The organism is Roseovarius bejariae, from assembly GCF_009669325.1.
GTDB classification, from domain to species: Bacteria; Pseudomonadota; Alphaproteobacteria; order Rhodobacterales; family Rhodobacteraceae; genus Roseovarius; species Roseovarius bejariae.
Genome location: NZ_SZWE01000001.1, coordinates 782,799 through 804,195 on the forward strand (window position 1 = coordinate 782,799; position 21,397 = coordinate 804,195).

Annotated in this window: 21 protein-coding genes and 2 tRNA genes; 8 read left to right on the forward strand and 15 right to left on the reverse strand. The window is 62.9% G+C overall.

Annotated elements, in window-relative coordinates; translation table 11 throughout:
• Window positions 1-109 precede the first annotated feature (109 nt).
• Window positions 110-1,480, reverse strand: coding sequence for a TolC family outer membrane protein (locus tag FDP25_RS03760; protein ID WP_343031950.1), 1,371 nt, complete (start codon window positions 1,478-1,480; stop codon window positions 110-112).
• A gap of 70 nt (window positions 1,481-1,550) precedes the next feature.
• Entirely contained in the window at window positions 1,551-2,204 is a 654-nt protein-coding gene (locus tag FDP25_RS03765) for a protein-L-isoaspartate O-methyltransferase family protein (RefSeq protein ID WP_154149080.1), read from the reverse strand.
• Window positions 2,205-2,459: 255 nt separating this feature from the next.
• Between FDP25_RS03765 and FDP25_RS03770 the strand changes: the two genes are divergently transcribed.
• Window positions 2,460-2,533: transfer RNA gene (locus tag FDP25_RS03770), tRNA-Cys, on the forward strand.
• 161 nt (window positions 2,534-2,694) lie between these two features.
• Here the strand turns inward: FDP25_RS03770 and FDP25_RS03775 are convergent.
• Window positions 2,695-3,303: a TetR/AcrR family transcriptional regulator gene (locus tag FDP25_RS03775; RefSeq protein ID WP_154149082.1), complete on the reverse strand. Its 609-nt coding sequence runs from the start codon at window positions 3,301-3,303 to the stop codon at window positions 2,695-2,697.
• A gap of 81 nt (window positions 3,304-3,384) precedes the next feature.
• Here FDP25_RS03775 and FDP25_RS03780 point away from each other — a divergent pair, with 81 nt between their 5' ends.
• The 5 genes from FDP25_RS03780 to FDP25_RS03800 all read left to right on the forward strand — a co-directional run bounded on the left by FDP25_RS03780 (window position 3,385) and on the right by FDP25_RS03800 (window position 8,051).
• Entirely contained in the window at window positions 3,385-3,702 is a 318-nt protein-coding gene (locus FDP25_RS03780) for a hypothetical protein (RefSeq protein ID WP_154149084.1), read from the forward strand.
• 88 nt (window positions 3,703-3,790) lie between these two features.
• Window positions 3,791-5,077 carry a homoserine dehydrogenase gene (locus tag FDP25_RS03785; RefSeq protein ID WP_154149086.1) on the forward strand — a complete coding sequence of 429 codons (1,287 nt, stop codon included), beginning with the start codon at window positions 3,791-3,793 and terminating at the stop codon, window positions 5,075-5,077.
• Between the two features lie 68 nt (window positions 5,078-5,145).
• Complete coding sequence (gene glpX, locus FDP25_RS03790) at window positions 5,146-6,111, forward strand: class II fructose-bisphosphatase (RefSeq protein ID WP_154149088.1); 966 nt, start codon at window positions 5,146-5,148, stop codon at window positions 6,109-6,111.
• Between the two features lie 3 nt (window positions 6,112-6,114).
• A complete protein-coding gene (recJ, locus tag FDP25_RS03795; RefSeq protein ID WP_343031951.1) occupies window positions 6,115-7,863 on the forward strand; it encodes a single-stranded-DNA-specific exonuclease RecJ in 1,749 nt (582 codons plus the stop codon).
• Window positions 7,864-7,976: 113 nt separating this feature from the next.
• Window positions 7,977-8,051: transfer RNA gene (locus FDP25_RS03800), tRNA-Glu, on the forward strand.
• Window positions 8,052-8,242: 191 nt separating this feature from the next.
• Here FDP25_RS03800 and idi read toward each other — a convergent pair.
• From idi to pqqA, 6 genes are all read right to left on the reverse strand, one after another.
• Window positions 8,243-8,803, reverse strand: a complete 561-nt coding sequence (gene idi, locus FDP25_RS03805) for an isopentenyl-diphosphate Delta-isomerase (RefSeq protein ID WP_154149090.1) — start codon at window positions 8,801-8,803, stop codon at window positions 8,243-8,245.
• A 159-nt stretch (window positions 8,804-8,962) separates the two neighbouring features.
• Window positions 8,963-10,039 (reverse strand): pyrroloquinoline quinone biosynthesis protein PqqE, encoded by a 1,077-nt coding sequence (pqqE, locus tag FDP25_RS03810; RefSeq protein WP_154149092.1) that lies wholly within the window; start codon window positions 10,037-10,039, stop codon window positions 8,963-8,965.
• Entirely contained in the window at window positions 10,039-10,323 is a 285-nt protein-coding gene (gene pqqD / locus FDP25_RS03815; protein ID WP_154149094.1) for a pyrroloquinoline quinone biosynthesis peptide chaperone PqqD, read from the reverse strand. The genes pqqE and pqqD overlap by 1 nt, the downstream gene beginning before the upstream one ends.
• Window positions 10,320-11,048 carry a pyrroloquinoline-quinone synthase PqqC gene (gene pqqC / locus FDP25_RS03820; protein WP_154149096.1) on the reverse strand — a complete coding sequence of 243 codons (729 nt, stop codon included), beginning with the start codon at window positions 11,046-11,048 and terminating at the stop codon, window positions 10,320-10,322. The genes pqqD and pqqC overlap by 4 nt, the downstream gene beginning before the upstream one ends.
• Window positions 11,045-11,932: a pyrroloquinoline quinone biosynthesis protein PqqB gene (gene pqqB / locus FDP25_RS03825; RefSeq protein ID WP_154149099.1), complete on the reverse strand. Its 888-nt coding sequence runs from the start codon at window positions 11,930-11,932 to the stop codon at window positions 11,045-11,047. Before pqqB ends, pqqC begins: the two co-directional genes overlap by 4 nt.
• Window positions 11,933-11,955: 23 nt before the next feature.
• Entirely contained in the window at window positions 11,956-12,063 is a 108-nt protein-coding gene (gene pqqA, locus FDP25_RS03830) for a pyrroloquinoline quinone precursor peptide PqqA (protein ID WP_154149101.1), read from the reverse strand.
• Window positions 12,064-12,211: 148 nt separating this feature from the next.
• Between pqqA and FDP25_RS03835 the strand changes: the two genes are divergently transcribed.
• Together FDP25_RS03835 and FDP25_RS03840 are read left to right on the forward strand one after the other, a co-directional pair.
• Window positions 12,212-14,299, forward strand: coding sequence for a 4Fe-4S binding protein (locus FDP25_RS03835; RefSeq protein WP_154149103.1), 2,088 nt, complete (start codon window positions 12,212-12,214; stop codon window positions 14,297-14,299).
• The gene (locus FDP25_RS03840; RefSeq protein WP_154149105.1) at window positions 14,296-15,183 is read left to right on the forward strand and encodes an FAD:protein FMN transferase; all 888 of its coding nucleotides are present in this window, start codon (window positions 14,296-14,298) and stop codon (window positions 15,181-15,183) included. Before FDP25_RS03835 ends, FDP25_RS03840 begins: the two co-directional genes overlap by 4 nt.
• A 173-nt stretch (window positions 15,184-15,356) precedes the next feature.
• Here the strand turns inward: FDP25_RS03840 and FDP25_RS03845 are convergent, their stop codons facing one another.
• The 6 genes from FDP25_RS03845 to pedF all read right to left on the reverse strand — a co-directional run bounded on the left by FDP25_RS03845 (window position 15,357) and on the right by pedF (window position 21,348).
• Window positions 15,357-16,142, reverse strand: coding sequence for an FAD binding domain-containing protein (locus tag FDP25_RS03845; RefSeq protein ID WP_154149107.1), 786 nt, complete (start codon window positions 16,140-16,142; stop codon window positions 15,357-15,359).
• A gap of 21 nt (window positions 16,143-16,163) precedes the next feature.
• Window positions 16,164-18,536: a xanthine dehydrogenase family protein molybdopterin-binding subunit gene (locus tag FDP25_RS03850; RefSeq protein ID WP_154149109.1), complete on the reverse strand. Its 2,373-nt coding sequence runs from the start codon at window positions 18,534-18,536 to the stop codon at window positions 16,164-16,166.
• Between the two features lie 90 nt (window positions 18,537-18,626).
• On the reverse strand, window positions 18,627-19,109 hold the full coding sequence (locus tag FDP25_RS03855; protein ID WP_154149111.1) for a (2Fe-2S)-binding protein: 483 nt from the start codon (window positions 19,107-19,109) through the stop codon (window positions 18,627-18,629).
• Between the two features lie 25 nt (window positions 19,110-19,134).
• On the reverse strand, window positions 19,135-19,677 hold the full coding sequence (locus FDP25_RS03860) for an SRPBCC family protein (protein ID WP_154149113.1): 543 nt from the start codon (window positions 19,675-19,677) through the stop codon (window positions 19,135-19,137).
• A 72-nt stretch (window positions 19,678-19,749) separates the two neighbouring features.
• Complete coding sequence (locus FDP25_RS03865; RefSeq protein WP_154149115.1) at window positions 19,750-20,646, reverse strand: substrate-binding periplasmic protein; 897 nt, start codon at window positions 20,644-20,646, stop codon at window positions 19,750-19,752.
• 18 nt (window positions 20,647-20,664) lie between these two features.
• Window positions 20,665-21,348, reverse strand: a complete 684-nt coding sequence (gene pedF, locus FDP25_RS03870; protein WP_154149117.1) for a cytochrome c-550 PedF — start codon at window positions 21,346-21,348, stop codon at window positions 20,665-20,667.
• Between the last annotated feature and the right edge of the window lie 49 nt (window positions 21,349-21,397).

Consider the following 21,397-nt stretch of genomic DNA (forward strand, 5'->3'; position numbering starts at 1 on the left):
TCTTGCCTCACCCCAGTTTACCCTTGAGCGCAGTTTCACACAACAAGTTAGCGGACCTGTTTCGAGTTAAACTTGAAGCAGCACTCTACCCCGATGGGCGTCGCCCAACCTATTGCTTGCCCAAAGCCTTCAATACACGATCCAATTTCCGGCCCTGTGCACTCATCTCTGCCGGGGCGGTCTTGACCATGTTGTAATAGGCTGCGGGATCATAGGTCGGCACGTTCAGGTTCAGGTCCTTGGCCGTCAACTGCCCGATCGCGCCCAATACCGCATAAGCGGCGATGTAAACATCGACCTCGGCAGAAATCAGGTTCGTACGCGCGTCGAGAAGGTTTTGCTCTGCGTCCAAAACATCCAGCGTGGTCCGAGCGCCCAGCTTGGCCTCCTCCCTCACACCACGAAACGCGACACGTGCCGCACGCACGGCCTCTTGGTTTGCGGTTCGGCTGGCCCGCGCAGCTTCAAGCGTGGCATAGGCGTTACCCACATCCTGCGCCAACCGCAGGTTGGTCGTCAGAAGCCGTGCGCGAGTTTGGTCACGCACGGCCATGGCCCGGCGCTTTGCCGAACTGAGCCGACCACCTTGATAGATCGGGCCACTCATCTGCACGCCGACTGATCCCGAACGCGAATTGTCACTGTCCGTAACAGATTCCCCCACACGCAGCCCTGCGGTCAAGCCAATGGTTGGCTTCATTGCGGCCGCTGCGGCCTTCACCGTCAGCTCAGAGGAGGAAACTTCATGCCGAACCTGCAAAGCATCAGGGTGATTACGTAGCGCCAAGCCCTTGGCTCCCTCGGCGCCTCTCTTGAGCGCGGGCAGGCGCTGCGGTGCGCGCAATTGGCCCGGGGCGCGCCCAACAGCGGCGCGGAATTCCTCGATCGCCTGCGCCAGATTGCCCCGCGCAGTCGCCAGACCACTCCGCGCAAGTGCAAGGGCCGCCTCGGCCTGAGCCACATCTGTGCGGGTCACTTCTCCGACCTCAAATCGGTCCTGAGCCGCACGAAGTTCTTGCTGCAAAAGGCGCAGATTGTTTTCACGCAGCGATACGAACTGGCTGTTTCTGCGCAGGTTCATATAGGCTTGTATGGCCCGAAACAGCACTTGCTGCTCAACGCTGCGCAATCCTTCACGGGTGGCAAGAACGGTTTCCTTGGCAGCTTCGATGCGCAGGGGGGTCCGTCCGAAATCATAAAGCAGCAAATCAAGCGACACCCCAATATTCGCGGTCGTACTCGATATCGGCTGCCTGATTCCGTTGGTGCGTGTCTTTCCGAAATTGCGCGTGGCATCCGCCGTCCAGTTGATGATCGGGCGCAGTTCGGAAACGATCGAGGCCACATCCTCATCCGCCGCGCGCAAAAGCGCCCGGTTCTGTGCGATCAATCCGCTGTTCTTATAGGCATCCGCAAGGGCATCCGCCAAGTTCTCGGCCTTGGCCGCCACGGGCGTCACGACCGCAAGCCCGATCGCCACGACCGCTGTTTTGATAATCCGTGCCTTTGACTTGCGCAATGAACCGTCTCCGTCTTTACGCGGACTGAAATTACAGGGTGAAGGCCGCGTGCCGTTCGAACCCCGGCAAGACCGGCGCCCCCGCGTTGAACGCGAAGCGCCAGTTGATATGCCCATCAATCTTGTATCCCACACGCACCGCACCAAGGGCGCCTTCCATGAACAGGCAAGCAATGCGCCCGCCGTCCTTGAGTTGCCCGGTCAGCCCCTCGGGCAGATGTTCAACCGCGCCTTGCAAAAGGATCACATCGTAGGGGCCATGTTCTGCCGCGCCATCGGCCAAGGGGCCTTCATGCAGGATGACATTGTCGGCGCCATGTTCGATCAGCAGGCCCTGTGCCTCGCGCAGCATCGCACCATCTTCCTCGACCGCGACAACCGCCTCGGCCATCCGCGCGATCACCGCCGAAGAATAGCCAAGCGCAGATCCGATATCGAGAACCAGTTCATCCCCCTGAATATCCAGTGCATCCAGCATCTTGGCCAAGGTTCGCGGCTCCAGAACCACACGTCCGCCGCCAAGATCGACATTCTCGCCAACATAGGCCGCCTCACGCAGTTCACGCGGCACGAAGGCCTCACGCGGGACCGAAAGCATCGCATCGATGATTGGAAATTTCGTGACGTCCGAGGGGCGAACCTGCGTATCCACCATCATCGTTCGGCGCGCGGCATAGTTAGTCATGGGCTAAACTCATCTGTTCAGAATCCTGTTCTCCTATAGTGGCACAATCCAAAAACGGGAACAATGCCGATAGCGACGGCCCCGCCCACCGCGCTGACGCCGGATTGCTCCGGGAATTTCACGTCATACGAGCATGCCAATCTGGGCAAAGCGGTCATTGACAGGCCGCAATAAAGCGACTCATCGCACCCCGCGCGATGCTTCCAATAACAGCTTGACGCCCCCGCCCAGAACCCCTAGATGGAACTCCACTTCGGCGAGTTGGCGGAGTGGTGACGCAGCGGATTGCAAATCCGTGTACACCGGTTCGATTCCGGTACTCGCCTCCACATTTTCTGACATATCTGGCCTTGAAGGCAATGACTTCATCCGTGTGATCCGGACGGTAATGCGCTGTGGTTGCCTTGCAACGCGAGAATTTGTGTGCCGGCGCAATACCGACAGGATACCGACGTTTTGCAGGTCATGGTTCTCCTGCCTTTTCAACCGGTTACCCCTGATTCGATCCGACTGAGGCCATGACGGCCTTGCGCACCATCTGCCAGTAGATTTCCTCGACCTCGGGGAGGCTCAACCGCCCTCCCTCGCGAAACCAAGTGTTGACCCCGGTCAGCATCGCGATCACAGCCATCGTCGCGATCTTGGGTTCGGTCACGTCGAAGGCCCCGCTGGCCACCCCGCGCCTGAGAATATCTTCCAATTGATCCTCGTACTGCCGCCTGAGCCCCTCAATTACCTCGAAGTTTTCCGGCGTCAGATTGCGCAGTTCCATGTAGGAAATGAACACGGCCTCGGGTCGCTCGTGGTGAAACCGAATGTGAAAGCGGGTAAATTGCTCCAGGGCACGGGCCGGATCGTCCGGCGCAGGGGTCTCTGCACGCGCCCCCAACAATTCCTCCATATGTCCCTTGAGCAGATCGAACAACAATGTCTGCTTATCGGGGGTATAGTTATACAACGCCCCCGCTTGCACACCCACCTCAGTCGCAATTTTCCTCATGGAAACAGCGGCATAGCCGTTTTCAGCAAAGAGCCGTATAGCCGCTTCGCGCACCTTGGGGCCAGTTATGCCGGAGTGGGATCCTTGGGTTCGTGCCATGGGGCCATCCTTATCTGAACATGCGTTCAAATCAATGCCCCGCTTGCCCCTCCCACCCAAAGAATGGCAATAGAGAGACACATGCCCCGAAAGGCCCCCGTGTTCATGCGTAAACTCGCCATATCCTGCCTGACCGCCGCTGCCACCCTGGCCGCCTGTAGCCAGTTCCCCGAACTGCAAGACGACGCCGACCTTGGCTCACGTGACGCGCCCTACCCTCAACTGGTTCCCGTCGAGACACTTCGCGCCCAGGCCCCACAAACTGCCGTCACCCCTGAAAGCCAAGCCGCGCTTGAGGCTCGCATCACGCGTCTGCGAAACCGCGCCATGCGGCTCAAAGGTACCGTCGTCGATGGGGGAACGCGGGCACGGATGTCACAGGGTGTGAACCAACCCTGAGCGTGTGAAAAACCCGCGTTGCAAGGGCCGCGTGAACCCGTTACATCGCGCTTCCAGACCCATAAATAAACGATGATCGGAGAAGCCCATGTCTGACCCCCTGCGCCTTGGTATCGCCGGATTGGGCACCGTGGGCACCGGTGTTGTGAAGATCATTCGCCAGAAAGCCTCGCTTTTGGAAGACCGCGCAGGACGTGCGGTCACGCTTAGCGCGGTTTCGGCGCGTAGCCGCGACAAGGATCGTGGTGTCAACCTGTCGGATTACGCGTGGGAAGACGACCCCGTGGCGCTTGCCACGCGCGATGATGTGGACGTTTTCGTGGAGCTCATGGGCGGGTCGGATGGCCCTGCCAAGGCCGCGACCGAAGCCGCCCTCAAGGCCGGCAAACACGTGGTCACCGCCAACAAGGCGATGCTGGCGCACAACGGTCAGGCACTTGCCGAACTGGCCGAAAAACAGGGGCGATCGATCCGCTACGAAGCCGCTGTCGCCGGGGGCATCCCGGTCATCAAATCCCTGATGGAAGGGCTGGCAGGCAATGAGATCACCCGCGTCATGGGCGTGATGAACGGCACCTGCAACTATATCCTGACAAGGATGCAGGCCACCGGCCAAGGCTATAACGCCCTGTTCGAGGAAGCCGACAAGCTGGGCTTCCTCGAAGCGGATCCCAACCTCGATGTGGGCGGCATCGACGCAGGTCACAAGCTGGCCATCCTGTCGTCCATCGCCTTTGGCACGCAGGTCGATTTCGACGCCGTGGAACTCGAAGGCATCCAGTCGATCACGCTGGAAGACATCAACCACGCCGCCGACATGGGCTATCGCATCAAGCTTCTGGGCGTGGCGCAGCTGACGGGACGTGGACTGGAACAACGCATGTCACCCTGCCTCGTCCCCGCCAGCAGCCCCCTGGGCCAGCTCGAAGGTGGCACAAATATGTGTGTCCTCGAAGGCGACATGGTCGAACAGATCGTGCTGCGCGGCCCCGGCGCGGGTGAAGGCCCCACCGCAAGCGCGGTGATGGGCGACGTGATGGATATTGCCCGTGGTGTTCACTTGCCCACCTTCGGCAAACCGGCTGACAAACTTGAAAAGGTCAAACCGGCCCGCGCGGTCACGCCCGCTCCCTATTACCTGCGCATGGCGCTTGAGGACAAACCCGGCGCGTTGGCCAAGGTCGCCACCGTTCTGGGCGAGGCCGGGATTTCCATTGACCGGATGCGCCAGTACCGCCACGACGACAGCACCGCTCCGGTGCTGGTCGTGACCCATAAAACCACCCGCAGCGCACTGGATACTGCGCTTGAAGCCATGTCGAAACTTGATGTCATGGCCCAAAGCCCCGTCGCCCTGCGGATTGAAACCGTTTGATCGCGCCCTTGTGCGCAAGACCCCGGGCCGCTAATGCTGACGCGGCTTGAAAAGAACAAGGATTTGCCATGACCGCCCCCGTGGATTTCAATGACCGCTCGCTGTCTCTGGGCTTGGCCCGCGTGTCCGAGGCCGCAGCCCTCGCCTGCGCCGACCTCATCGGGCGCGGTGACGAAAAAGCCGCTGACCAAGCGGCGGTAAACGCCATGCGTGAACAGCTTAACATGCTGGCGATTCAGGGCGTCGTGGTCATCGGCGAAGGCGAACGCGACGAAGCCCCGATGCTCTATATTGGCGAAGAAGTGGGCACGGGCGACGGCCCCGGCGTGGACATTGCCCTCGACCCGCTCGAAGGCACCACCCTGACGGCCAAGGCGATGCCCAACGCCCTGACCGTGATCGCCATGGCGCCGCGCGGCACCCTGCTGCACGCGCCTGACGTTTATATGGACAAGCTGGCCATCGGGCCGGGCTATGACAAAGACGTGGTTTCCCTCGACATGAGCCCCAAGGAACGGGTCGAAGCACTTGCCAAGGCCAAGGGCTGTGCCCCGCACGAGATTACCGTCTGCATCCTCGAACGCCCCCGCCACCAAGAGATGATCGACAGCGTCCGCTCCACCGGTGCCGCGATCTACATGATTTCCGATGGCGACGTGGCCGGTGTCATGCACTGCGCCGAACCCGGCCTCACCGGCATTGACATGTACATGGGCGCCGGTGGCGCCCCCGAAGGCGTGCTTGCCGCCAGCGCCCTGAAATGCATGGGCGGGCAGATGTGGGGCCGCTTGCTGTTCCGCAACGACGATGAAAAGGGCCGTGCTGCCAAGGCAGGGATCACCGATCTCGATCGTGTCTATTCGCGCGACGAAATGGTCACCTGCGACGTTATCATCGCCGCCACCGGCGTGACCAATGGCTCGGTCGTATCGGGCATCAAGCGCCGCCCGGACTACGTTGAGACCGAAACCGTGCTGATGCGCTCGAAAACCGGATCGCTGCGCCGCATGACCTACCGCAGCCCGCTGCGCTGACGCGTGGCCGAGGGCTTTCTTGGCATCACACACTCCCTGACGGGGCGGCATTGGATCGGCCCGTCTTTGGAGGTTGAGCGGCAGGCCGAAGCCATGGCACAGGCCACCGCCCTGCCCCGCCCCTTGTGCCAAACCCTGGCCCGGCTGGGCGTGGCAACCGAAGACACCCAATCCTACCTCGCCCCACAACTGCGCGACCTGCTGCCCGATCCGCGCAGCCTAAAAGACATGGACCCCGCCGCCACCCGCTTCCTGCAAGCGGTAGAGCGACGCGAGGCCATCGCGATTTTCGCCGATTACGATGTCGATGGCGGCACCTCTGCCGCGCTGTTGATCGACTGGTTGCGCCAGATGGGACAGCAGGCCACGCTTTATATCCCCGACCGGATCGACGAGGGTTATGGCCCGAACGAACCCGCCATGGCCGATCTTGCCGCCAAGCACGACCTGATCATCTGCGTCGATTGCGGCACGCTCAGCCATGACGCCATCGCCGCCGCCAAAGGGGCCGATGTGCTGGTGCTCGACCACCACCTCGGCGGCGAAACCCTGCCTCCCGCAGTTGCCGTGGTAAACCCCAACCGACAGGACGAACCCGGCGATCTGGCTCATCTCTGCGCAGCCGCCGTGGTGTTCCTGATGCTGGTCGAGGCGGGCCGCCAGTTGCGCGAGGCGGGCAAGCGCGGCCCCGACCTCATGGCGATGCTTGATCTTGTGGCACTGGCCACCGTCGCCGATGTTGCCCCGCTCAAGGGCGTCAACCGCGCCTTCGTGCGTCAGGGCCTGCGTGTCATGGCCCGGCGCGACCGTCCGGGGCTTGTGGCACTTTCGGATATTTCCCGGCTCGATACGGCCCCAGCCGCCTATCACCTGGGTTTCGTCCTTGGCCCCCGCGTGAATGCGGGCGGGCGCGTGGGCCGTGCCGATCTTGGGGCGCGGCTCCTGGCCAGTGATAATCTGGCCGAGGCGAAATCCATGGCCGAACGGCTGGACCAACTCAACACCGAACGGCGCGAGATCGAAGGGCTGGTGCGCGCTGCCGCCCTTGAGCAAGCCGAAGAACGCGGGTTGGACGCCCCGCTTGTCTGGGCCGCCGGCGAAGGCTGGCACCCCGGCGTCGTTGGCATCGTCGCCTCGCGCCTCAAGGAGGCCACGAACCGCCCCGCCATTGTCATCGGTTTTGACGGGGATGAGGGCAAAGGATCGGGCCGCTCGGTCTCGGGCGTCGATCTGGGGGCGTCTATTCAGAGGCTCGCCGCCGAAGGGCTTTTGATCAAGGGCGGCGGGCATAAGATGGCCGCCGGCCTGACCGTGGCCCGTGATAAGCTCGACGCCGCCATGGCCCGCCTGTCTGATCTGTTGGCCAAGCAAGGGGCGGGCACCGCCGGGCCAGCCGACCTGCGCCTTGACGGTGTACTCATGCCCGGCGCCGCCACGGTGGAGCTTGTCGAACAGATCGAAGCCGCAGGCCCATTCGGTGCAGGGGCCCCCGGCCCCCGCTATGCCTTTCCCGACATGGCGATCCAATTCGCAAAGCGTGTAGGGGACTCCCACCTTAAACTGCGCTTTGGCGACGGTCTGGGGGCAAGCATGGAGGCGATAGTTTTCGGTGCTTACGATGGTCCGCTTGGCCCCCGTCTGGAAAACCACGGCGGTGCGCGTTTCCACCTTGCCGGACGGCTGGACATCAACACTTGGGGCGGGCGGCAGTCCGTTCAATTGCGCCTTGAAGACGCTGCCGAAGCAGGTTGAGGCACGGCATCTAACGGCGTCGCGAAAAGAATGGTTTGCAGGAGGTATTTTTTGCAAAAACCCTCTTGCGCGCACCGCCGCTTTTGCCTAGTAACCGCCTCACGCCACGGTATGGCCCGTTCGTCTATCGGTTAGGACGCCAGGTTTTCAACCTGGAAAGAGGGGTTCGATTCCCCTACGGGCTACCACACACCCCTTCAGGTCATTGTTTCCAAACGCCTTTCATGAGGGGCGCGAACAACGCTGCCCTACAATCCGCCCTTGAGATTTGCGACATTTCGGGCACGACGCAACCGGGGCGTATGGCCCTTGGTCAGGTGGTGGATTCGCGGATGGTCGGGATTTCGCCATTTCCCGGATTTTCGGATGAAAACACCCTTCAATTGAACGGGAATGGCATACACCTCGCGGATGAGGAAAAGATCTGCGTGGCGTGATCCTCAAGGTAAATCCGCAGCCACGGGGTGTAGATATTGGGGGTCTCGCGGGTTTGTGCCACAAGATCATCCATCGCGATCCATGCCACATCCATGACTTCCTCGGGGTTGGGGGTGACAGGGATGCGGTGTTCGACAGGGGCCAGGAATATATCGACCACTTCATGTTCGATCAGCCCCCCACCGACATCGGCGCGATATTCGACCTGATCGCGATAGTTGAGGTCTAACCCATTGATTCCCAACTCTTCTTCCAGACGGCGATGCGCACAAGCCTCGGGGGCCTCATTCCAATGGGGATGGGTACAGCAGGTGTTCGCCCACAGCCCCGGCGTGTGATACTTCCCCAAGGCACGGCGTTGTATAAGCACTTGATTTTCATGCAGAACAAAGACCGACACCGCCTTGTGACGCAGCCCTTTGCGATGCACGTGCAGTTTATCCACGGGCATCAGGGTGCCATCGACCCATGCGGGGATAAGAGAGTGGTCTTGGGCGGTCATTCTGGCCTGAAAAGGTTAACGCGGATCATGGTCTGGCTGCCGGTTGTAACGCCCTCCCCCAACAAAGGCCAGCGTACGAGTCGTACGTAAATAGCCCGCGTTTCGTACGAAAATCACGCGGTCATCCACCCCTTTCGTACGAGTCGTACGAAACCACGCTCAGGCATTGACGCGATACGTCAGATCCGCGTCGTCATCCGCCTGTCCCAACATCGATACAACGCGGTGATGATCGGGGGATTTTATACAAACCGGATCGGTCGCCCCGGCATCGCCGGCAAGCGCCAGAGCCTGACAGCGGCAACCGCCGAAATCGATCTCTTTACGCTCACAACTCTGGCACGGTTCCGGCAGCCAATCGATGCCGCGATAGGTGTTGAAGGCGGCGCTGTTGTACCAGATGGATTCGAGCGGCGTTTCGCGGACGTTTTCAAACTCCAGATGCGGGATGGTCTGGGCCGCGTGGCAAGGCAGCACCGTGCCATCGGGGGCCACGTTGAGGCCCGCCGACCCCCAACCGCCCATGCAGGATTTGGGATAATCGGCATAGTAATCGGGCGGCACGAAATCGAAGGCCAGCACCCCGCGCAGGCGCTTTGACGCCTCGGCCACCTTCTCCTTGGCGGCCTCGGTCTGCTCCCGCGTGGGCAGAAGGGCGGCGATATTCTTGGTGGCCCAGCCGTGGAATTGGACGCAAGCCACTTCCAAACGCCGCGCGCCCAGTTCCACCGCCATTTCGATCGTGCGGTCCAGATCATCAAGGTTCTGGCGGTGCATCACCGCATTGAGCGTCAGGGGGATGCCGCGCTTGGCGATGTCCTCTGCGGCCTGCATCTTGCGGTCAAAGCCACCGCGATAACCACCGATGCGGTCGGCAAGGTCGGCATTGGTGCCTTGCAGCGAAAGCTGGATATGATCCAGCCCCGCCGCCTCCAGCGCGTCCAAGCGGCGGGGCGTCAGGCCAATGGCCGAGGTGATCAGGTTGGTATAAAGCCTCGCCTCATGCGCGGCGCGGGTCAAATCCACAAGGTCGCGGCGCGAGGCCGGTTCCCCGCCAGACAAATGAAGTTGTAAAACGCCCATTTCGGCAGCTTGGCGGAAAACATCGGCCCATATCTCGGTGTCCAACTCAGCGTCCTTAGCCGCCATCTCCAAGGGGTTGGAGCAATAGGGGCAGCTGAGCGGGCAGCGGTGGGTGAGTTCCGCCAGCATGGCGATGGGGGGTGGCACGGGCATCAATGCACCATCAGGTAAAGCCGCGCCCGCAGGCCGACAAGGAAGCGTTGCACGTCCTCTTCGATCTGGGCGGCGGGGGCGTTGTAGGTTTGGGCGAGGTCTTCGATAATCTGGGCAAAACTGGCATCGCCGGTGACACGGGTCAGGATCGCCACACCGATTTGATCCAGTTCCACCGCTTTCTCGGGGGCCAGCAAAACAGTGCTACCCCGCACCCTATCGTCATGCAGGCGCACGCCGCGCGGCAGGTAGGGGCGATCATCTGGGATCAATGCAAGGCTCATGCCAGTCCCTCGCCGGGGTGCCATGCGCCGGGCGGGATGCGGCCCGGTTCGACATAAGCCGAATGCAGCGCGTCCAGTTGTGCCCAAAGCACGTTGGTTTTGAAAATCAGCGCCTCGGCGGCCATGTCTTCCTTTTCCGGGGTGTCGGCGTGGGTCAGCACCCATTCAAGGCCAAAGGCCACGTCCTTGGGGGCCTCGGTCAGACGTTTGCGAAAATAGCTGAGGCTTTCGGTACTGGCGAAATCGTAATGTTGCAGCAGCCCTTCGATGCGCTGTTCGTGAATCTTCGGTGCGAAAAGTTCCGTCAGCGATGAGGCCACGGCCTGCAAGAGCGGCATGTCGCGGACATAGCGGATATAGGCATCCACGGCGAATTGCGTGGCAGGCAGCACCCCGCGCCCCGAGGCGACAAAATCGGGGTCCAGCCCCACCGCCTCGGCCAGTTTGAGCCAACGGCGGATGCCGCCGCCTTCTTCCACCCCGCCGTCGTGGTCCTCGATCCGCGAGCGCCATTCGCGGCGCATGGCCGGATCGGTGCAGCGCGACATGAAGGCGGCGTCCTTCATCGGGATTGCCGCCTGATAGGCCCAGCGGTTGATCACCCATGCGCGCACTTGATCAGGGGTGCAGCCGCCGGAGTGCAGCAGGTGATGGAAGGGGTGCTTGTCATGGTATCGTTCGGCCCCGATCTGGCGCAGGCGGGCCTCAAGGCTTTCGCGGCTCATGGCGTGATCTCCTGCCCGTCCTGGGCGATGGTCCACCCCGCGGCCAGAACCTTGGCGCGTTCCGGGCTGTCGGGTTGCAGGATGGGGTTGGTGTTGTTGATGTGGATGAAGGTCTTGGCGGCTTTGAGATCGGCCAGTTGGGCGATGGAGCCCTCCGGCCCGCTGACCGGGATATGCCCCATGCGGCGGCCGGTCTTGATGCCGGTGCCGGTGCGGATCATCTCATCATCATCCCAAAGGGTGCCGTCAAAGAACAATTGATCACCGTCTTTGAGTTGCGCCAGAAGATCAGGCGTCACCGTGGCGCATCCGGGGATGTAATAGGCCACCCTGCCGCCCCCTTCGAGGCGCACACCCACGGTTTGTTCGCCGATCAAATCGGTTTGCACTGTGTCACCTTCCATGAACAAGGGCACCTTGCCCGGCACCGCGAAAAGCCGCGCGGTGAGGCCCGGCAGAAGCGGGATATCGGTGTCGAGCGAGACAGGCGCGCGCGTCACCTTTTCGCGGTTCACGGCATCGAAAATCCGGTTTTCGGCCAGCAGGTCGAGGATGTCGCCGGTGGCGTAGAGGGTAAAGGGCGTCTGTTCACGCAAGGAGAGCAACCCGGCAATATGATCGATATCGCCATTGGTCAGCAGGACCGAAGCCACCGGCGTATGCCGCAGATCGCGCGGGTGCATCGCAGGATTGTCCAGCATCTGCTGGCGGATGTCAGGCGAGGCGTTGAGTACCGCCCAATCGCGCCCATCCAGCGAGACCGCCAAGGACGATTGCCCGGAGGCCGGGATGTTCCCAGCCCGGGCGTCGTTACAATTCCGGCATCCGCAATTCCATTGCGGCAGGCCCCCACCGGCCGAAGCACCCAAGACAAGAAAACGCATCCCGGGCCCTCCGACCTGAGCGATCAAAACAGATCGTGCTCGTAATCGCGGCCCTCATCCTCGGCCGGAGAATACATGTTGATCTCCATGCCGCAGTTGACTTCTTTCAGTTTCGGGGCGGTCCAGGACATGTGCTTTCCTCCCATAGCTGTCTGGTTCACCAATCACGGTAGCGGCTGCCCCTGCGCCGCGAAATGCTGCTTTGGTCGTAGCCGTGAGGCGCGCGCGTTAGACCTTTGTCGAATGTCCCGCGCGGGGGCGCGCGCCTACGCTGCGGGTATGGGAGGATTGGTCACAAGATGCGCGCTTCTGGCGCTGGGGCTGCTTTGCGCCCTGCCCGCTTGGGCCGAGTTGCTGACGCGCGAGGCCTTGGGCGACTACGTGCGCGCGCCCTATTCGGTGGGTGAAAAGCTCAACGACAAGGGGGTTTACAGCCTTCTGAACTCCGGCGGGGCCGAGGCGGGTTATGTCTTCGAGACCGAGCCGCTGGCCCCCCTGCCCGGCTTTTCCGGGGCGCCGATCAACGTGTTGGTGGTGCTGGACCTCGAAGGACGGTTCATCGACGTGCAACTGATCGAGCACAACGAGCCGATCTTTGTCTCGGGGCTGGGCGAGGCGCCGTTCCATGCGTTTTTCGAACAATATGGCGGGCTGTCGATTTCCGATTCCATCGTGGTCGGCACGCCCTATGGCGAAACGGCGGGCGGATCGTCGCTCAAGTACCTCGACGGGGTGACCAAGGCCACCGCCAGCGTCCGCATCGCCCATGAATCGGTGATGGGCGCGGCGCTGGCCGTGGCGCGCGAAAAGATGCAGGGGCTGGCCAGCGGGCCGCCCGCTTTCCCCGATCCGGCGCATGACGAGGCCCTGACATGGGATGACCTGGTGGACCAGGGCATCGCCACGCACCACGTGGTAACCAATGCGCAGGTTGACGCGCTGTTTGATGGCACCCTGTGGGAGGACGATGACCCGGAGGCGCAAGACACCCCCGACGCGGCCTATCTCGACCTTTGGGTGGTGGACCTTGGCCCGCCCGCCATCGCCCGCGCGGCCCTGTCCGGGGACACCTTCCAAGAGCTGCAAAACTTCACCGAAATATCCCCGGATGATGAGCCGATCCTGCTGATCGAGACCGCCCGCCATGGGCTGGTCAGCGAGGATTTCGTGCGCAACACCGCGCCCGATTGGATCTCGGCCGAACAAGACGGGCTGCCGGTGGCCCTACGCGATGCCGATCTCTTCGTCGAACTGGCCGAAGGCGCGCCCATTGATGCCACCGCGATGATCCTGCGCACCGACCGCCGCCTTGGCTTTGACCCCTCACGCGACTGGACGCTCAAGGTGCTGGCCACCCGCGAGCACGGCATGTTCCAGCCGCAAACCGGCTCAGTCACCCTCGACGTCCCGCACAGCACGCCGGAGCGCTTTTTTACCCGCCCCGAACAGATCAAACCCGTGCCGCCATGGCGCGAGGCCCTGCGCAACCGACAGGCGGATTTGATCGTGCTTGGGGTTTTCCTGACCGGGCTGATCACCCTCCTGAGCCTCGGCATGACCCGCTTTGCCGGCGCGCAGAATTTCACCCCCCTGCGCCTGACCATCCTTGCCGTGGTCACCGGCTTCATCGGCTGGTGGGGGCAAGGGCAGCTTTCGATCGTCACGGTGCTGGGCGTGATCCGCACCGCGTATGAGGGAGGCAGCTATGCCTTCCTGCTTTACGACCCGTTTTCCCTGTTGATCTGGGGTGTCACCATCTCCGGGTTCGTGGCTTGGGGGCGTGGATTTTTCTGTGGCTGGCTTTGCCCCTTCGGCGCGCTACAGGAATTCGCCCATCACGCGGGCCGCGCCCTGCGCCTGCCCCGGATCGAGCCATCGCCGAAATGGGACAACCGCCTGAAATACCTCAAATACATCCTGCTGGCGGGGCTGGTGGCGGTGGTCTTCCTTGCGCCGCAGAACATCGACAAGGCCGCCGAGGTAGAACCCTTCAAGACCGCCATCACCACCTTTTTCATCCGCGAATGGTACTACGTGGCCTATGCGGGGTTCTGGCTTCTGCTGTCCATGGTGCTGTTCAAGGGCTTCTGCCGCTACCTCTGTCCGCTCGGGGCTTTCATGGCCATCGGCGGGCTCCTGCGCGGGCGCGACTGGATCGCGCGCCGGGCCGAATGCGGCTCCCCCTGCCAGTTATGCCGCGTGAAATGCAACTACGGCGCCATCAAGCGCAGGGGCGAGATCGACTATTCCGAATGCTTCCAATGCCTTGATTGCGTGGCGATCCACGACGACGCCAGCCGCTGCGTCCCCTTGGTCTTGAAAAACCGCGGGCGCAGGTCCGCCCAAGCGGAGGTCGCCGCCGAATGATCACCCGCCGCCGTTTCCTTGCCATCTCCGCCGCAGCACTTGCTCTGCCCGCCCGGGCAGAACCTGTCCACTGGCAAGGGCGCGCCATGGGGGCAGAGGTCTCGCTGACGCTGGAGGCGCCCAAGGCACAGGCCCAAACAGCCCTTCAAGAGGTGAAACAGATCCTGCGCAAGACCGAGGCGCTTTTCAGTCTCTACGAGCCTTCCTCGCGCCTCTCACAGCTTAACGCCACCGGGCGGCTGGACCGGCCAGAGGCCCGCTTTACCGAACTCCTGAAACTCTGCGATCAGGCCCACCGCCTGACGAACGGGCGCTTTGACCCAACGGTCCAACCGCTCTGGCAAGCCCTCGCACAAGGGAAGACTCCCGACCCGACCCGCCGCTTGATCGGCTGGGACAGGGTGACCATAGGCCCGCAGGCCATAACCCTCGCCCCCGGTCAGGCGCTGACCCTCAACGGCATCGCCCAGGGCTATGCCACCGACCTGGTCAGTGCCGCCCTCAAACACGCGGGCCTCACCCGCGTCTTGGTCAATATCGGCGAGTACCATGGCACGGGCCACGACTGGCAGGTCGGCGTGGCCGATCCCACCCATGGCCTTGTGGCCACCCGAACGCTGAACGACCGGGCGCTGGCCACCTCCAGCCCCGGCGCGATGCGCCTTGGCCCGGATCAGCCCCATATCCTCGACCCGCATGGTGCCCTGCCCAAATGGTCCACCGTCACCGTCGAGGCCGACACCGCGGCCATGGCCGATGCCCTCTCCACCGCTTTCTGCCATACCAGCCACAAGGACATCCAGCGCATCCTAAAGGCCGCCCCGGGCCACTCCAAAGCCCTCTGCGTCGCGCCAAGCGGAACACTCCACCACTTCAGCACCTGACCCTTCATCTTTCCCCAAATACTCCCGCCGGAGGCTCCAACAGCTGCCACCCAACGCAGCCTCTGCTCAATGCGTCGCGCCCGCCAAACGCGCGAGGGCCCGGGGGTTCCCCCGGGCCCGAGATGTCATGCGCGCGGCCCCGCCGGGGCCGCGCTCCTTTTGGTCAGACCCGTTCAGGCCGCCTCGACGGCGCGCTTGGTCATGACCTTGACCAGATGCGCGCGGTAATCGCCCGACCCGTGCAGGTCATTGATCATGCCATCGCCCGACAGGCTGAGCCCATCGAGGGCCGCCCCCGAGAAATCCGACGACAGCGCCGCCTCGGCCTTGGACCAGCGGAACACGCCTTCTTCCGAGGCGCCAGTGACGGCCACGCGGACCCCATCGGGATATTTGGCCACGAAGACGCCCACCAGCGCGAAGCGCGAGGCGGGTTGCTCGAACTTCATGTAGGCGGCTTTTTCCGGCACCGGGAATTTCACCTCGGTGACGATCTCGCCTTCCTCAAGGGCCGTGGTGAACATGCCCTGGAAATAGTCATCCGCGGCAATCTCGCGCCGGTCGGTCGTCACCGTCGCCCCCGAGGCCAGCACGGCGGCGGGGTAACAGGCCGCCGGGTCGTTGTTGGCCACGCTGCCGCCGATGGTGCCGCGATTGCGCACCGCCGGGTCACCGATCTGGCCCGCCAGCGCCGCCAGCGCGGGGTATGTCCCCGCGCCGGCCGCCACCTCGGCGTGGGTGGTGCTGCCACCAATGCAGAGCCGGCCATCATCGTCCTCGCAGATGCCGCGCATCTCGTCGATGCCCTTGAGGCTGACCAGAGCCGACGGCATGGCAAGGCGCTGCTTCATGGTGGGGATCAATGTCTGCCCCCCGCTCAGCGGCTGCGCATCCTCTTGTTTGAGGGCTGCGACCGCGTCTTTCACCGTCGAGGGTGTCTCGATATCGAAGTTGTACATCGTCTTGTCTCCCTTTCCGGATCAGCTGTTCATCGCGGCCCAGACACGCGCGGGCGTGACGGGCATGTCGATGTGTTCCACGTTGGTGTAGCCGCCCCGGTGCAGGGCGTCGATCACCGCATTGACCACCGCGGGCGGTGAGCCGATGGCCCCTGCCTCGCCGCAGCCCTTCACGCCCAGCGGATTGTGGGTACAGGGCGTCTGGCAGGAATGGTCGACGTCGAACATCGGCATGTCATCGGCGCGCGGCATGGTGTAATCCATGTAGGACGCGCTCAGAAGCTGGCCGTTCTCGTCGTAAACGCAGTTTTCCAACATGGCCTGACCGATGCCTTGCGCCACGCCGCCGTGGACCTGGCCTTCGACGATCATCGGGTTGATGACATTGCCGAAGTCGTCGGCGGCGGTGAAGCCCAGCACCTCGACCTTGCCGGTCTCGGGATCCACCTCCACCTCACAGACATAGGCGCCCGAGGGGTAAGTGAAGTTCGACGGGTCGTAGAATGCCGTTTCCTCCAGCCCCGGTTCGATCTCTTCCAGCGGGTAGTTGTGCGGCACGTAGGCGGCCAAGGTCACATCGCCCCAGGCCACCGATTTGTCGGTGCCTGCAACGCTGAACTGCCCGTCCTTCAGCTCGATGTCGGACTCGGAGGCTTCCATCAGGTGGGCCGCGATCTTCTTGGCCTTGTTGATGATCTTCTCGGTCGCCCGCACCATGGCCGAGCCGCCCACCGCGATGGAGCGCGAGCCATAGGTGCCCATGCCCATCGGCGTATTGGCGGTGTCGCCATGTTCGATCTCGATCATGCCTTCATCGATCCCGATCATGTCGGCCACCACTTGGGCGAAGGAGGTTTCATGCCCCTGCCCGTGGGAATGCGAGCCGGTCATCACGGTGATGCCGCCGGTGGCGTTGACCCGCACGGTGGCGGATTCATACAAGCCCGCACGTGCACCCAGCTGCCCCACGAGGTTCGAGGGCGCGATGCCGCAAGCCTCGATAAAGTGGGCAAGGCCATAACCGCGCAGCTTACCGCGCGCCTTGGACTCTTCCGCGCGCTTCTCGAAACCGGCGTAGTCGGTCATCTCCAGCGCCTTGTCCAGCGTGGCGTGATAGTTGCCGGTGTCATAGGTCACGGCGACCGGCGTGTCATAGGGGAACTCCTCGGGTTTGATGAAGTTCTTGCGCCGCAGTTCCGCGGGATCCACGCCCAACTCGCGCGCGGCCTTGTCGATCACGCGTTCCAGCTGGTACGTCGCCTCGGGGCGACCCGCGCCGCGATAGGCATCGACCGGCGTGGTGTTGGTAAAGACCGCCTTCACGTTCACGTAAATGACCGGCGTCTTGTAGTTGCCCGCCATCAGCGTGCCGTGCAGCCACGTCGGGATCGACGGAGCAAAAGTCGACAGATACGCGCCCATGTTGGCGTAGGTGTCGGTGCGCAGGGCGGTGAACATGTGGTTTTCGTCCAGCGCCAGTTCGATCTTGGTCTTGTGGTCGCGGCCATGCGCATCCGAGATGAAGGCCTCGGAGCGGGTCGAGGTCCATTTGACCGGACGGTTCACCACCTTGGAGGCATGGGTCACGAAAGCCTCTTCGGCATAGTGATAGATCTTCGAGCCGAAACCGCCGCCCACATCGGGCGCCACGACCCGCAGCTTGTGCTCGGGGATCGACAGCACGAAGGCCCCCATCAGAAGCCGGATCACATGCGGGTTCTGCGAGGTGGTATAAAGCGTGTATTCATCGCGCGCCCGGCTGTAATCGGCCACGGCGACGCGCGGCTCCATCGGGTTGGCGACAAGGCGGTTGTTGGTCAACTCTAGGGTGACGACATGGGCGGCGGATTTGATCGCCTCGTCCACGGCCTCCTTGTTTTCTTCCACGAAACCCCAGTCGTAGCAGAGGTTCGAGGTCAGCTCGTCATGCACCTTGGGGGCGCCATCTTCTAGCGCGGCTTTCATGTCGAGAACCGGCTCAAGTTCGTCGATGTCGATCTCGACCGCTTCGGCGGCGTCGCGCGCCTGCTCCAGCGTTTCGGCGACGACACAGGCGATGGGATCGCCGACGTGACGCACCTTGCCTTCGGCCAGAATGGGGTGCTTGGGCTCCTGCATGGGTTCGCCATGCCGGTCGGTCACCTGCCAGCCGCAGGGGATGCCGCCCGCACTTTCGAAATCGGCGGCGGTAAAGACCTTCAGCACGCCGTCCATCGCCTCGGCGGCGGATGTGTCGATGCTGTTGATCGTACCATGGGCCACGTCCGAACGGACGAACCACGCGTAGGTCTGGCCATTGACGTTGATGTCGTCGGTGTAATTGCCGGCCCCGGTCAGGAACCGGACGTCTTCGCGCCGCTTGCTGCTGGCGCCGATGCCTCCATCTTTGGGCATTTTATTCCTCCTCAAAATCCATGATCGCGCCTTGCGGGGCCATGCGCCCCACGCGCGACAAACGCCCCTGCAAGGGGCGCGTGATGCGCGTTACTCGGCAGCGACCGCGGGCACCTCTTGGCCGCTGGCGGCCATGATCGCGCGAACGATGTTGTGGTAGCCGGTGCAGCGGCAGATATTGCCTTCGAGATATTCGCGAATCTCGGCTTCGCTCGGTGTGGGGTTGTCGCGCAGCAGGGCGGCGGCACTCATCACCATGCCCGGCGTGCAGAAGCCGCATTGCAGCCCGTGATAATCCTGAAACGCCTGCTGAATCTTGTTCAGCGTGCCGTCAGGTGCGCATTGCCCTTCGATGGTGGCCACATCGGCCCCGTCGCATTCGGCAGCGAACATGGTGCAGGATTTCACATCCTTGCCATTCACATGCACCACGCAGGCGCCGCATTGGCTGGTGTCGCAACCGACGTGGGTTCCGGTCAGGCCCAGTGTCTCGCGCAGAAAGGTGGACAGAAGCGTCCGGCCCTCTGCTTCGCCGGTCCGGGTTTGCCCGTTGACCGTCATTGTCACTTTCATGGATTCTCCTCCCTTATTGAGTCTCTCAGCTACTGAAGGCGCGCTTCAGCCAGCCTTTCTTTTCACCTTCGCCATCGGCCTCCTCCGTTTCGGCGGTGTCGGCCTCGGCGTCGGTTGCATCCTCGCCCGGCCCTTCGACCGCAGCCTGAAACCTCTCGAAGAACTGGTCGGCCATCTTCTTGGCGAACCCGTCGATGATGCGGCTGCCAAGCTGTGCCAGCTTGCCGCCGACCTTTGCCTCGACATCGTAAATCAGCTTGGTGCCTTCGGGCACCTCCTCGAGGCTAACATCGGCCCCGCCCTTGGCAAAGCCCGCGGCCCCGCCCTTGCCCTCACCGGCAAGGTGCAGGCTTTCCGGTTCGGTCATATCCGACAGGGTCACCTGCCCTTTGAAGGTGGCCTTTACCGGGCCGACCTTCTGCACGACGACGGCCTCGAAGCCATCGTCGGGGCTGCCGGTCATTTCCTGGCACCCGGGCACGCAATCCTTGAGGACCTCCGCCGAAAGAAGCGCCGCCCAGACCTCATCGCGCGGGGCGGCGATTACGCGGGAATCGGACAGTTTCATTGTCTTGTCTCCATTCTTTTGTCGTTACGCTACGCCCTTGTCCGGCGGCTGCCTAGTAAGACCTTGGTGGGGTCAGCGGTATTTCGGCGCCACATGGGTCAGACCGTAGCGGGTGAATATTTCAGTCATGCGACCATCCTGCATGGCCGCGTAAATCGCGTCATCGACGGCATAACCAAGTGCACGATACGCGAAATGCACCGCCACGCCACTCACCCATTTGCCGACGGCAAACCCCGGAAGCGGCGGGTTGTGCAGGTCGAGATCATCGGTCAGGCCGAATTCAAGCTGTGCGCGCGGGCCCATGGCGGCCTTGGTCTTGCCCCCGGCCAGCGCCTGCATGGCCTCGGCAGTCGTGGCAAAGCGGCGAATCTTGCCGTTCAACTGCCCCCCCGCCAGCGACGACAGGTAGAAGTCGGCAATCGAGTCGTTCTCGACCGCCACCGTATCGAAGCGGAAATAGGCGGGCACCGGGGGATCGTCGGGATAAGCCGCGCGCCGATAGGCAATCGCCACTTCCTCCTGATGGTAGCGGCCGGTGAAGACGACCTGCTCCACCCGACAGGCGAATTCGCTGTCATAGGGGATGTGCAGCATCACGTTGGCCACGCGCCCGCCCACGATGGGGCCTTTCCAGATCCAGTTGCGCAGATCGGCCTGTAGGTTCTCGCCCGCCGCGACCAGCCGAAAGCGCGGTTCGACGCCGAGGTCTTCGGCGATCAGGCGGGCAATGTCGATATCGACGCCCTTGATCCTGCCGCCTTCTTCATAGGACCACGGCGGGAAATCCTCGTAGGCCGCGAAGGTGATATAGCCCCGCTCGACAATAGTATCGAGGTCGGCGCCCACGATGTCGCGGCTGGCGTTCTGGGGTTTGGGTTGGGGCACATAATCGGCGCAACGGGCCAGCGCGGGGCCGGTAAAGGCCACCGCCATGATCAGGGAGAAGAGGATCGTGCGCGCGGTCATGTGCCCCAGCCTGCCGCGTTATTGGGCGGCAGACAAGCCGATGGTCAATTGCTCGGCGGCGGCGGAGGGCCTTGGCGTATCCCCTTGCAACAGGATCGCCGCGCGCATCGCCGCGCTATCGGCCACCGGCGCGCCCGAGGCGGTTTCCACCTCCTGCGCGATCTTGCTGAGTTCGGCGCGCAGGGCCTCGATGTCGCCGCTCGCATCACTCATGGCGTCCAGATCATCGCGAATTTCCTTCAACCGGTCCGAGTGCTCGTCCAGCGCGCCATCGTCGGGGCGGGTTTCGATATAGGTTCGGATGGCCCAGGCCGCCTTTTGGCCCAGAAGCTCGCCGAAGGCAGGCATCTTGGTGGTGCCGTTCTGGGTATAGCCGTGGCGGAAGCGTTCGACGAACCATTCATCGCCGTATTCCTCGGCCTCAAGATAGCGCAGGTCAGGGGCCAACCCGCCCGATACCGCGCCAAGGCCATGGCAGCGTGCGCAGTTCTGGTTATACCCCGAATCGCCAATCTCGATGGCCTTGGCCCATGTCTCCTCGCCGACCTTGTCGGCGCGATAGGGGTTTTCGATCAACCACTCCTCGCCCACATCGGGCAAACCTTCGGTATCGACAGGTTGCGGGGCCGCATCGCCGTGGGCCAGTGCCATACCGCCGATCACGATCAATGCGGTTGCGGTGCTCCAATTCTTCAGGTGCATGGGGTCCTCCTCCGTCATGCGTTCGGCTTTGGTTGTAGCGCAGCGCCTC

Excerpts from the sequence above, each read along its gene's own strand:
- FDP25_RS03775 (WP_154149082.1), bottom strand. The coding sequence starts at position 3,303 with ATGGCACGAACCCAAGGATCCCACTCCGGCATAACTGGCCCCAAGGTG.
- FDP25_RS03860 (WP_154149113.1), bottom strand. The coding sequence starts at position 19,677 with ATGAAACTGTCCGATTCCCGCGTAATCGCCGCCCCGCGCGATGAGGTC.
- glpX (WP_154149088.1), top strand. The coding sequence starts at position 5,146 with ATGACCGCCCCCGTGGATTTCAATGACCGCTCGCTGTCTCTGGGCTTG.
- pqqB (WP_154149099.1), bottom strand. The coding sequence starts at position 11,932 with ATGCGTTTTCTTGTCTTGGGTGCTTCGGCCGGTGGGGGCCTGCCGCAA.
- FDP25_RS03865 (WP_154149115.1), bottom strand. The coding sequence starts at position 20,646 with ATGACCGCGCGCACGATCCTCTTCTCCCTGATCATGGCGGTGGCCTTT.
- pqqD (WP_154149094.1), bottom strand. The coding sequence starts at position 10,323 with ATGAGCCTTGCATTGATCCCAGATGATCGCCCCTACCTGCCGCGCGGC.
- FDP25_RS03855 (WP_154149111.1), bottom strand. The coding sequence starts at position 19,109 with ATGAAAGTGACAATGACGGTCAACGGGCAAACCCGGACCGGCGAAGCA.
- FDP25_RS03780 (WP_154149084.1), top strand. The coding sequence starts at position 3,385 with ATGCCCCGAAAGGCCCCCGTGTTCATGCGTAAACTCGCCATATCCTGC.
- pqqC (WP_154149096.1), bottom strand. The coding sequence starts at position 11,048 with ATGAGCCGCGAAAGCCTTGAGGCCCGCCTGCGCCAGATCGGGGCCGAA.
- FDP25_RS03765 (WP_154149080.1), bottom strand. The coding sequence starts at position 2,204 with ATGACTAACTATGCCGCGCGCCGAACGATGATGGTGGATACGCAGGTT.
- pedF (WP_154149117.1), bottom strand. The coding sequence starts at position 21,348 with ATGCACCTGAAGAATTGGAGCACCGCAACCGCATTGATCGTGATCGGC.
- FDP25_RS03785 (WP_154149086.1), top strand. The coding sequence starts at position 3,791 with ATGTCTGACCCCCTGCGCCTTGGTATCGCCGGATTGGGCACCGTGGGC.
- idi (WP_154149090.1), bottom strand. The coding sequence starts at position 8,803 with ATGACCGCCCAAGACCACTCTCTTATCCCCGCATGGGTCGATGGCACC.
- pqqE (WP_154149092.1), bottom strand. The coding sequence starts at position 10,039 with ATGCCCGTGCCACCCCCCATCGCCATGCTGGCGGAACTCACCCACCGC.
- FDP25_RS03850 (WP_154149109.1), bottom strand. The coding sequence starts at position 18,536 with ATGCCCAAAGATGGAGGCATCGGCGCCAGCAGCAAGCGGCGCGAAGAC.
- pqqA (WP_154149101.1), bottom strand. The coding sequence starts at position 12,063 with ATGTCCTGGACCGCCCCGAAACTGAAAGAAGTCAACTGCGGCATGGAG.
- FDP25_RS03845 (WP_154149107.1), bottom strand. The coding sequence starts at position 16,142 with ATGTACAACTTCGATATCGAGACACCCTCGACGGTGAAAGACGCGGTC.
- FDP25_RS03840 (WP_154149105.1), top strand. The coding sequence starts at position 14,296 with ATGATCACCCGCCGCCGTTTCCTTGCCATCTCCGCCGCAGCACTTGCT.
- FDP25_RS03835 (WP_154149103.1), top strand. The coding sequence starts at position 12,212 with ATGGGAGGATTGGTCACAAGATGCGCGCTTCTGGCGCTGGGGCTGCTT.